This window comes from Natronospira sp. (assembly GCF_007134575.1).
Classification (GTDB): Bacteria; Pseudomonadota; Gammaproteobacteria; order Natronospirales; family Natronospiraceae; genus Natronospira; species Natronospira elongata.
In genome coordinates this window covers 1-11,322 of the sequence record NZ_SLKM01000168.1, presented here as the reverse complement: position 1 = coordinate 11,322, position 11,322 = coordinate 1, and the positions used below count along the sequence as shown (strand labels likewise).

Here is an 11,322-nt window from a genome sequence, read left to right as displayed (position 1 = left end):
GGGGTTGTTCGTCTCATCCCTGAGACTCACCCTCCGCTTCGCTCCGGGCTTCGCGCTACCGCGCTTCGCGACAAATCGTTCCGGACGATTTGTTCGAGTCCCTGGCGGCCCACCATTAAGCTGAAACGGCTCACCCAGCCCGGGTGGGCCGTTTTTTGTTGAGATGCTCTCTCTTGGGCCAGGGACTCAAACCCCTTTCATCCCATCAAAGCCCGATGGCGAACAGGCCAAGACAAAGTACCAGGCCGGCCAGGGGGATGATGACGGTCAGGGCGCCCACCGGGGCGTAGGCGGCGGCGTGGGTTTCCTTGCAGATGGCGCGGATGGTGGTTACCACGTAGCCGTTATGGGGCAGGGAATCCAGGGCGCCGGAGGAGATCGCGACGGTGCGGTGGAGCTGGTCGGGGTCCACGCCCTGGTCGATGTAGTGCTGTCCCAGAATGGGCAGGGCAATGGCCTGGCCACCCGAGGCGGAGCCGGTCAAGGCGGCGATCACCGAGACCGCCAGGGCGGCGGTGGCCAGTCCCGCGCCGGGGATGCCGGTAACCCAGTCCACGGCGGACTCGAAGGCCGGCGAAACTCGGGCCACGGAGCCGAAGCCCACCACGGCCGAGGTATTGCCGATGGCAATGAGCGCGCCCACGCCGCCGTCGGTCAGGGCCTGTCCCGGGGCCTTGAGGAAACGGGGATTGGTCAGGGCCGCGCCGATGCAACCAGAGAGCAGGGCCAGAATCAGGGCCGAGGTGCCCAGGGCATCGTGGGTGGTAAAGGAGATGCCCAGCACCAGGCTGAGAGGAATGATGGCCAGGGCCGGGTGGGGGAGATTGTCCCGGCGGGTGGCGGTATCCTCCTCGCGGGCCTCGAACTTCTCTCCCCGGGCCACTGCGCGTTTGAGCATCCAGGTCAGCCACCAGTAACCGGTCGTGGCCATGAAGATGGCCACGATCAGGCTGGCCTCCCAGGCGGCCAGGGGGCTGGTCCCCAGGTGCTCCACCGGAATCCAGTTCTGGATCTCGGGGGAGCCGGCAGACGTCATGGTGAAGGTGACCGAACCGAAGGCCAGGGTGGCGGGAATGAATCGTCGGGGCAGGTCAGCCTCCCGGAACAGGCTCACCGCCATGGGGTAGACTGAGAAAGCCACCACGAAAAGGCTGACGCCACCGTAGGTGAGCACGGCGCAGGCCAGCACCACCGCCAGGGCCGCACGCTTGGTTCCCAGATGATTGATGATCCAGTTGGCAACGCTTTCCGCGGAGCCCGAGGATTCCATCAGCTTGCCGAACAGGGACCCCAGCAGGAATACGAAGAACCAGGAAGCGATGAAGCCCGTGAAGCCGTCCATGTACTGGCTGACCAGGTCCATGCCCTCGGTCTCGGCCAGGGGTGGCAGCAGGGGCAGGCCGCTGGTGAGAGCGACGATCAGGGCGCAGAGGGGCGTGGCCACGAACAGGCTTAGCCCGCGCATGGTGAGAAAGATCAATAGCGCCAGCGCGCCCAGCAAACCGATGACACTCAGCATCCCATGACTCCCGCACAGGGTGACTTCACCGGGGTCCCCCCGGTCGCTTCACGGAAGTCATGGTCGTTTGACTGCTGCCTGCGGCGAAACTGTACCAAAGTACAAGTTACACCCGGGTGCCTGCCTTCTAGGCTCCATTAGTGCCAGACAGTCTTGCAGGGGCAAAAGCCGCTGCACCCGAGTGAGTGAACTTGAGGAGTCCCCATGGATATCAAGCGACTTTCCGCATGGAGCCTGGTCAGCCTCCTGTTTCTGGTCCCTGCTCCGATTCTTGCCGATACGGCGGATGCGGAGCAGGACGAGGAGCAGGCTCAGCAGCGAGGTGCCGACGAGGAGGCCCGTGACCTGGGTCGCGTTGCGGTGACCACCCGTCGGGTTGAAGAGACCATCCAGGAAGTACCGGTGGCAGTGACCGCCTTCAGCAGTGAAGATCTGCGTGATCTTCAGGCGGTACAGCTGGACGATATTCAAGCCGCCGTGCCCAACGTCAATATTGCCCAGGGCCGGGCGTCGGCGAGTAGTGTCAACGCCTTCATCCGTGGCATTGGTCAGCCGGATGCCCTGCAGACCTTTGATCCGGGGGTGGGCATCTACGTGGACGATGTCTACATGTCCCGCATCCAGGGGGCTTTGTTCAATCTTTTTGACGTGGAGCGGGTCGAAGTACTCCGTGGGCCTCAGGGCACCCTTTATGGTCGTAACTCACCGGCAGGGGCAATCAAGATCATCACCCGCACGCCCGGCGAAGTGAATGAAGCCATTGCCGAGCTGGGAGTTGGTGACTATGGCCGCTACAACGGCCAGTTCTATGTTGGCGGAGGTCTGGGCAACGACTGGGGCATGTCCCTGTCAGGCCTTGTGACCGGCATGGATGGCTATGTGGAAGATCCGGTCTTCGGTGGTGAGTTCAATGATGACGATAGTCAGGCCCTGCGTGCCAAGCTGCATTACGATCCGGCAGCGGATTTCAACCTCACCCTCAGTTGGGACTATACCCGTCAGCGGGCGGCCGCCACGCTGGGCCAACAGCAGGAAGACCTGATTCAGGTGGATCTGGCCACCGGCGAGAGCACTGTTCTCCTGCCCGCGCCGGAAGAAGAGTTCAACTTCCGCACCTCCACCAACCTGCATCCCGGACAGGGTCAGGACCTGGATCATTGGGGGCTGAGTGCCCGCTGGGAGCTGGGCCTGAATGAACACTGGCGAATGAAGGGGATCAGCGCCTATCGAGAGCTGGACACCGACTTCTGGCTCGATTTCGATAATTCCCGATTCTCCGTGACCGAAGCGCTGGTGGCCCTGGATCAGTCCCAGTTCAGCCAGGAGTTCCAGTTCCACTATGACGGCGGCAATGACTTCCGGGCTGTCACCGGTGTCTATTACATGCAGGAAGACGTGCCTTCCTATCAGGAAGCCATTGCCAATGATGCCTTTACCTTTGCCGGTGCACCGGTGGATTTTCTGCGCACCATTGAAGATGACCTGAGCACGACCAGCTACGCCGTATTTGCACAGGGGACCTGGGATTTGGCCGAGCGCTGGCAGCTTTCCGCCGGGGCTCGCTACACCCGCGATGAGAAAGAGTACTTCCGCACCACATCTACCTTCTCGAACTTTGATTTTCTGGAAGGCACATTCGCCTTCGAGGACAAGGACAGCTGGTCGGAAGTCACGCCCTCGCTCAGCGTCCGTTATGACATTGATGAAAACATGATGGCCTACGGCTCCCTGAGCCGCGGTTACAAGGCGGGCGGTTTCAATGGCCGTGCCAATGCGCCAACGGATACCAGTGCATTTGATCCGGAGATCGTGGATACCTTCGAGCTGGGTCTCAAGGCGACCTTCCTGGATGGACGCCTGCTCACCAACTGGGCGGTGTTCCGCAGCGACTATCAGGATTTCCAGGCTCGGGTGGCCGAGGATATCGACCAGTTCCCGGTCATCAACGCGGGTGAACTGCGTATTGACGGTCTGGAGCTGGAAGCATTGGCCCAGGTCGGCGACGATACCCGTCTATCCATGCAGTTGGGCCTGCTGGACGCTCGCTACAAGGAGTTCTTTGATCTCCGTTTTGACGATGCCGACCGCTCGGATGACGAGGTGCCCTTCTCCCCGGACGTCACATTCCGTTTTGGGGTCCTGCATGACTTCCATCTGGGCAATGGCGGCACCCTGACCCTGAGTGGCGATGCCCAGTATCGTGATGAGACGGCCCTGAGCGTGGATAATCAGCCGGGCCTGTTCCAGGATGACTACTGGCTGTTCAATTCCCAGCTGCGCTATCTCACCCCCGATGCCCGTTGGGAAGTGGCAGCCAGTGTCCGTAACCTCACCGATGAAGTGTACAAGGTGGATGCCCAGGAGTTCTCCAGCGTGGGTAATATCCAGGGCGCCTTCTTTGGCGCACCTCGCCACTGGATGCTCTCCCTGCGTCACTACTACTGATCCCGGCGTGGATCCGGAGACGGCCCCGCACTCGCGGGGCCGTTTTCCGTCGGGTATTCTGATGCCATGCATGTTTCAGGCTTGAGTTCATGACCCAGACGGTCACCATTGCCACCCTGATTCTGGCCGGCCTGGCCTGGCTGGGGCTGCTGTTTGCGGTGGCCTTGCTGGGAGAACGCCCCAGCCGCCTTTGGCATCGAATCTGGCCGACTGTCTACGTGCTCTCTCTGGCGGTTTACTGCACCGCCTGGACCTTTTACGGCACTACCACCCAGGCGGCCGAATCCGGCTGGCCCATACCGCCTACCTTCATCGGCACCATCCTGCTGTTTCTGTTTGGCTGGCCATTCTTGCGTCGCCTGGTACGCCTGAGCAAACAGCACAACAGCACCAGCATTGCCGACTTCATTGCCAGTCGATTCGGAAAGAGTTCGGCTCTGGCTGCGGCAGTGACGGCTGTGGCCCTGATCGGCCTGGTTCCCTACATCGCTCTGCAGCTCAAGGCGGTTGCCATGAGTTTCAGCGCCTTGAGTGTAGGCGAGGTCGGGGGAGGGGAGCCGCCGGCCTGGCAGGACCTGGCCTTTTACGTGGCGATCCTGATGGCCGTGTTCGGCATGATCTTCGGGACCCGATGGGCGGCGGCCACCGCACACAATCGCGGTCTGGTATTCGCCATGGGCTTCGAGTCCCTGTTCAAGCTGGCCGCCATGCTGGCCCTGGGTGGCTTCGTCGTCTTTGTGCTGTTTTCAGGGCCCGCGGACCTTCTTGCCAGTACACCCAGGCCAGAGTTTCAAAACCTGGACAGCTTCCTGACCCTGATGCTGCTCGGTGCCCTGGCCATGTTCACCTTGCCGCATCAGTTCCACATCGGGATTGTCGAGTGCCGTGATCCCGAGCACATGCGAACGGCACGCTGGCTCTTCCCGCTGTTTCTGATCCTTATCAGCCTGCCCATCCTGCCCCTGGCCCGGGCGGGCGGCGAACTGCTGGGGCCGGCGGGAGTGCCGCCCGATCTCTATGTCTTGCAACTGCCGATGATGGAAGGGCAGACGGGGCTGGCCCTGTTCGCTTTCCTGGGGGGGCTGAGCGCGGCAACCGGCATGGTGATCTTGGCCAGCCTGACCCTGTCGATCATGATCGGTAACCACTGGCTGACACCGGCCTTGTTGCGGGGAACCGGCGGCCGTCGCGGCGAGTTGCCCATCTCGGTGCGTACACAGCGCCGGCTTGGGATACTCGTGGTTCTGCTGCTGGCCTACGGCTACAGCCGGGCCCTTGGTGTGGCAGAGCCCCTGGGGGAGATCGGCGCCCTGTCCTTTTCGGGCCTGGCCCAGTTGGCACCGGCGGTGGTGCTCGCTGTTTATCGTCCCGGATTGCCGGAGCGCGCCATCCTGGCCGGTCTGGCAGCGGGGATCGTGGTCTGGACCTATGTGTTGCTGGTGCCCCTGGCGGTTTCGGCTCTCGGCTTGCCCACTGCCTGGTTGTCCGACGGCCCGCTGGGCCTGGCCTGGCTATCGCCAGAGGGCTTTTTCGGTTTGGGCCAACTGGATGTGCTGGCCCGCGCCGTTGCCACCAGTCTGGCGGTCAATCTGGCCTTTATCTTCCTGTTATTGCGTTTGCTGGGGCCAGGGCAGGCGCCGGCCGCCCCCACCAACCAGATTGACCCGGATACCCTGGAGACCATTGCCCGGCGTTTCCTGGGCAGGGAGCGGGCAGTTCGTCTGCTCCACAATGGTGGTGAGGGTCGCCAGTTGGAACGAGCCGTCGAGCATGAGCTGTCTGCCATGGTGGGCGCCGCATCGGCGCGGCTGTTGCTTGATGCAGCCCGCCAGCGGGCCCCGGCACCGCTGGACACTGTCGCCGACATGGTGGGCGAGGCCTCGGCCCGCGCGCGCTTCAGTCGCGAGGTTCTGTCAGGGGCCCTGGAAAACATGAGTCAGGGCGTTTGCGTGGTGGACGATCGCCTAAGGCTGGTGGCCTGGAATCGGGCCTATCTGGATCTGTTCGATTATCCCCCCGAGTTGATTCGCGTGGGCCGCCCGGTGGCGGATCTGCTTGAGCACAATGCCCGCACCGGGCTACTGGCGGCCGGGGATAGCAAGGGTGCCATCGAGCGACGCCTGGCCCATATGCGCAGCGGTTCCCGCTACCGGGTGGAGCGCGCCTGGCCGGATGGTCGGATCATCGAAATTCGCGGCAACCCCATGCCCGGTAGCGGTTTTGTGGCCACCTTTACCGATGTCACGGCCTTTCGCCATACCGAGGAGGAACTGCGACGGATCAACGAGACCCTGGAGCAACGCGTGCAATCCCGTACCGCCGAACTGCAGCAGGCGATGACCGAGGCGGAGCGGGCCAATGAGGCCAAGACCCGATTTCTCGCCGCGGTCAGCCACGACCTGGTGCAACCGCTCAATGCCGCCCAATTGCTGACCCATTCTTTGGCGCAACGCATGAATGGCCAGGCGGAAGCGCGCAGTCTGCAGCAGATTGATGGGGCCCTGGGGGCCACCGAATCCCTGCTCAGCGGCTTGTTGGATATTTCCCGTCTGGATGCCGGGGGCTTGCGACCACGCATCAATGAGTTTCCCCTGAATGACCTGTTCAATCAGTTGGCTGGTGAGTTCTCCCTGATTGCCGGTGAACGGGGACTGGATTTGCGCTGTGTAAAGAGCCGGGTCTGGGTCCGCAGCGATGTCCAGATGCTTCGCCGGATCGTTCAGAACTTCCTGTCCAACGCCCTGCGCTATACCGAGCGGGGCCGAGTACTGATGGGATGTCGTCGTTATGGCGACGAGTTGCTTGTAGGTGTCTGGGATACCGGTCCGGGGATCGAGCCGGATTCCCGGCAGGTGATCTTCGAGGAGTTCAGGCGGCTGCAGGCCGAGGAAGCCGCGCCCGGGCTGGGACTGGGGCTGGCCATTTCCGAGCGCATGGCCAGGCTGCTGGGCCATGAGCTGGTGCTGGAGTCTGTGCCCGGTCGCGGCACTCTGTTCGGGGTCCGGGTCCCCCGGGCAGAGCCTGGAAGGCGCCAGGCGCGTCAGCCCAGCCGGATCGGTCGTGACCGGCTTCAGGGTCGGGTACTGGTGGTGGATAACGACCCGGCCATGCGCGCCTCCCTGGCGGGGCTGCTATCGGAATGGGGGTGCGAGGTCTACGAGGCTCGCGATGGCCGGACAGCGGCAGAGACCTGCGCGAATACCCTGCCGGATGTCCTGCTGCTGGACTACCATCTGGATAAAGGGGAAACCGGTCTTGCCGTACTGGAATCTCTGCGCCAGGAGCTGGGGCCCCTGCCAGCCGTTCTGATCAGTGCCGACCACGGTGCGTCTCTGCGTGAGGCAGCTGCCCAAGCCGGTTGTGAGCTCCTGCACAAACCCCTCAAGCCTTTGGCGCTGCGTTCGCTGTTGCGGCGCCTGCTGTCAGCCCGCTCTCAGTCCAGGGCCTCCGATTCCCGTCGGCGCTCGTAGCCTTGATCAATACTTAACTGACGGAAAGCGACCCCGGCCTGGGTCCGGTTACGGACATCCAGTTTCTGGAAGATGTCACTCATATGGGCCTTGACGGTGCGCTCCTGAATGCCAAGCTGATCCGCAATCTGCTTGTTGAGATAGCCCTCGGCAACCATTTGCAATACCCGGAACTGCTGGGGTGTCAGGCTGGCGATGCGGGCAGCCAGCTCCTCGTCACCGCCTGGCTCGGCAGCGACCGCTTCCTCCAGTCCCGGGGGGATCCATTCGCGACAGTTCATGATGGCCTCGATGGCCTCGGTCAGCTCCTCCAGGCCTGAGCTCTTTGGGATGAAGCCGGCAGCACCATGGTCCAGGGCCCGGCGGACTACCTGCGGGTGCTCGTTGCCGGAAACCACGACCACGGCCACGGAGGGATACTCACAGCGGATGGCGGCCAGGCCCGCCAGTCCCTGGCTGCCCGGCATGCGCAGGTCCAGCATGGCCAGGTCGGTGTCGGGATACTCCTGAAGACATGCATGGGCCTGGGGGAGATCATGGGCTTCAATGATTTCGGCTTCCGGCAGGCACTGGGCCAGCGCCTGGCTGAGCGCAGCCCGGAACAGGGGGTGATCATCGGCGATCAGTACACGCGGCATGGGTCTCCACTCTTGGCGCGGTCATTCAGGTTACCGTCCAACCGCCGTCCACGGTGATGGTCTGTCCCGTGATATTACGTGCTGCGGGACCGATCAGAAAATGGCAGATGCCCGCCAGCTCCTCGAAACTGATGAAAACGCCCTTGGGCATGGGCTTGAGCATGATTTCATCCACGACCTGCGATTTGGGGATGCCGTGGCTGCGGGCCTGGGATTCGATCTGCTGCTCCACCAGCGGTGTCTTCACATAGGTCGGGCAGATGGTGTTGATGGTGATGTCGGATTTCGCCGTCTCCAGTGCCACCACTTTCGACAGCCCAAGCAGACCATGCTTGGCGGCAACATAGGCGCTCTTGTAAGGACTGGCGACCAGTGAATGGATGGAGCCGATATTGATGATCCGCCCGAAATTTCGAGCCTCCATGCCGGGCAGAACCGCCCGCGTGACTCGCGCCGCGCCCACCAGCATGATCTGGATGAGTTGATCCCATTTGCTCATGGGGAAGTCCGCCAGTGCCGCCACATGCTGCAGACCGGCGTTGTTGATCAACACCTCCACCGGATCGGAGAGCTGGTCCAGGGCGGCGTTGACCGATTCATCACTGGCAACATCCATGGCCAGGGCCTCGGCCTTGCCGCCGGCATCCCGGATTGCCCGGGCAGTGGCTTCCGCGGCTTCCAGTGACAGGTCGCTGACCGTAATTTGGTCGCCCCTGGCGGCCAGGTCATGGGCGATGCCTGCGCCGATACCACTGCCCGCGCCCGTGATCAGTACATGTCGCTGAGCCATTGCTCTATGCTCCTTGTTGGCTGTATGAAAACGCTAGCACGTTCGGGCGATGACCGAACCTGTACCAAGGTCCAAGTCGGGCCGGGGTTTTAGGGCGTTAAGCTGTGCTGTATGGACTGATCACGACTGGGAGCGAATCTGATGACAGAGAGAACTGGCAGTAACAGTCTGGCAAGGCCCTGGCTGCTGTCCCTGGCTGTGTTGACTTGTCTGCCGCTTCTGCTGGCCTCATTGCTGGGCTGTGAACGGGAGCGGCCGGAGGAGTCGATGGGGCCGTCCTATCAGGCGCTGGGGGAGCTCAAGGTCACGCCTTACGAGGACCTGGTCTCGGCCGGTCTGGGCTGGCGCGGTCTCCAGTCCCGGGCCCCTGTTCCGGCCGAGCCTGAACAGGCCTCGCTTGAGGCCCGGCGTCGCCTCGCCATGCACGCCAACTGGACCTCGATCGTCGATGTGCAGGGCCCGGCACCCTTCGCCGATGACCCCCTGCCGCAGCTTGCCGGCGTGGAGTTTCATCAGTTCCTTCGTCTGGACGGCCATCGTCAGCCGGCACGCGTTCTGATGCAGTTGCCGGATTCATTCAATGCCGATACCCCCTGCCTGGTCGTGGCTCCGGCCTCCGGTTCCCGCGGGGTTTATGGTGCCATCGGCTTTGCGGGGCCATGGGCTCTATCGCGAGGCTGCGCCCTGGTCATGACTGACAAGGGGGCTGGTTCAGATCATTTCGATCTGGCCGCGGGCAAGGGCATCACCCTGGACGCCCAGGTTGCCGCACCCGGCGAGGAGCCGCTCGGCTTTGAGCCCGATAGCACGACGTCCAAGCCACTTGTGGCCATGCAGCATGCTCATTCCGGAGACCATCCCGAGGCCGATTGGGGTCAGTTCACCCTGGCCGCCATTGATCAGGCTCTGGTCTGGCTGGAGGAGGCCACCCCGGAGCATGAGGTGGATAGGGGGCAGGTGCGTGTTCTGGCCGCCGGGTTGTCCAATGCCGGCGGGGCGGTGCTGCGGGCCGCGGAAGAGGATGAGGCTGGTTGGATTGATGCGGTGCTGGCCGTGGCGCCCAACATCACTGTTGAGGGAGCGCCGCCACTTTACGATTACGCCACCCTGGCGGCCCTCTATCAGCCCTGTCTGTTGGCCGACCAGGATGCCCTGTCGGCGATGAGCCTGGCACAGCCGGGGCAGGCAGTGACAGGGCGCCAGGCCTGTGAGGCCCTGGCGGAGGCCGGTTGGCTGGAGCAGCCGGATCCGGCCGAGGCGGCCACTATCCTGCGGGATGCGGGTTTCACCGAGCAGGCCCTGAGTCAGTCGGCGATCAATGCCGCGTTTGGCCTCTTTCGCTCGGTCGCCGCCACCTATGCCTCCGCTTATCTCGCCCGCGGTGCTGGCGACATGCCCTGTGATTACCGCACGGCGTTGCTGGATGATGACCGCCGACCTCGCCTGGCCACGACGGTTGAACGCAATCTTTGGTGGTCATTGAGCCCCGGTATCGCCCCGGACGGGATGATCGAATTGCTGGACGGGGAAGGGCAGGATCCCATCGTCGGACTGGGGTGCTTGCGAGAACTGTGGACCGGCGATGATGAGGAAGCGACCGGACTGCGGGCGGCGGTGGCGGAAACTCTGGCCAGCGCCCGCTTGCCGGATGTGCCGGTGCTGATCCTGCATGGCGAGATGGACGGTCTGGTGCCGGCCGCCTTCAGCAGCCGCCCTTACGTGGAGGCAGCACTGGCTGCCGGTGCGGATCATCTGGTCTATCGCGAGATACCTCGGGCCCAGCATTTCGACGCCATGCTGGCCCTGCCGGGCATGCGATCACTGCACGGTCCCCTGATGCCCTACGCCCAGGCGGGCTTTGAGCGCTTGTGGCAGGTGCTGGATGGAGAGGCGGCGCTGGCGGCCCCCCTGGATCTGACGGGAGAGTATGAGGACGCGCTGCCGGAGGCGAAGCAGTGGCGGTAAGATTGGGATCGACCCGGGCGCCGCGGGTTCGCCGCGCCCGGGTGCCCCGAGCGATTATGAGTGATGGCCCTGAAAGGCCGGGGAGTTGGTGCGGAGAGTGACCTGACGAAAGATCTCCACCACCACCCGGTCCAGATCTTCCAGGATCTCGCTTTCCTCGAAGCGCAGGGTCTCCAGGCCGAAGCGGCGATAGCGTTGATCTTCCTCGTTTCCCCTGTCATCAGGTTCGACGTCGATCACCACCACCATGGCAGCCTCCGGACAGTAAAAGTCCACCCGGTTGCTGCCAAGAACCTGCCGGCGACGGAACAGGACCCCCAGTTGATGATGGCGGAGCCGCTTCCACAGCCGCTTGTCGGCGTCGCCCTGCGATTGAAGGCTGGCGAACAGCCTGCGGCCGCTCTGCGTGATTTCCCCTGCAGTCATCATTGTTTGCTCCCCGGTGCGGTTGACTGTTGCCGCCTATGATAGGAAGCGCCGAGCGAGCGCACAGCC

7 protein-coding genes are annotated in these 11,322 nt (G+C 63.3%); 3 read left to right on the top strand and 4 right to left on the bottom strand.

Annotated elements, in window-relative coordinates; genetic code table 11:
• Positions 1 to 205: 205 nt before the first annotated feature.
• Positions 206 to 1,519 (bottom strand): GntP family permease, encoded by a 1,314-nt coding sequence (locus ACJWXQ_RS06635; protein WP_346049878.1) that lies wholly within the window; start codon positions 1,517 to 1,519, stop codon positions 206 to 208.
• 204 nt (positions 1,520 to 1,723) lie between these two features.
• On the opposite strand from ACJWXQ_RS06635, the gene ACJWXQ_RS06630 reads away from it, so the two are divergent.
• On the top strand, positions 1,724 to 3,964 hold the full coding sequence (locus ACJWXQ_RS06630) for a TonB-dependent receptor (RefSeq protein ID WP_346049880.1): 2,241 nt from the start codon (positions 1,724 to 1,726) through the stop codon (positions 3,962 to 3,964).
• 89 nt (positions 3,965 to 4,053) lie between these two features.
• A complete protein-coding gene (locus ACJWXQ_RS06625; protein WP_346049882.1) occupies positions 4,054 to 7,434 on the top strand; it encodes a PAS domain-containing hybrid sensor histidine kinase/response regulator in 3,381 nt (1,126 codons plus the stop codon).
• Here the strand turns inward: ACJWXQ_RS06625 and ACJWXQ_RS06620 are convergent.
• Both ACJWXQ_RS06620 and ACJWXQ_RS06615 read right to left on the bottom strand, forming a co-directional pair.
• Positions 7,398 to 8,072 (bottom strand): response regulator transcription factor, encoded by a 675-nt coding sequence (locus ACJWXQ_RS06620; protein WP_346049884.1) that lies wholly within the window; start codon positions 8,070 to 8,072, stop codon positions 7,398 to 7,400. The two genes, ACJWXQ_RS06625 and ACJWXQ_RS06620, sit on opposite strands and share 37 nt — an antisense overlap.
• A 25-nt stretch (positions 8,073 to 8,097) precedes the next feature.
• Complete coding sequence (locus ACJWXQ_RS06615; protein ID WP_406672423.1) at positions 8,098 to 8,862, bottom strand: 3-hydroxybutyrate dehydrogenase; 765 nt, start codon at positions 8,860 to 8,862, stop codon at positions 8,098 to 8,100.
• Positions 8,863 to 9,003: 141 nt separating this feature from the next.
• Between ACJWXQ_RS06615 and ACJWXQ_RS06610 the strand changes: the two genes are divergently transcribed.
• Entirely contained in the window at positions 9,004 to 10,827 is a 1,824-nt protein-coding gene (locus ACJWXQ_RS06610; protein WP_346049888.1) for a 3-hydroxybutyrate oligomer hydrolase family protein, read from the top strand.
• A gap of 54 nt (positions 10,828 to 10,881) precedes the next feature.
• Here the strand turns inward: ACJWXQ_RS06610 and ACJWXQ_RS06605 are convergent, their stop codons facing one another.
• Positions 10,882 to 11,256: a DUF559 domain-containing protein gene (locus tag ACJWXQ_RS06605; protein WP_346049890.1), complete on the bottom strand. Its 375-nt coding sequence runs from the start codon at positions 11,254 to 11,256 to the stop codon at positions 10,882 to 10,884.
• Positions 11,257 to 11,322 lie beyond the last annotated feature (66 nt).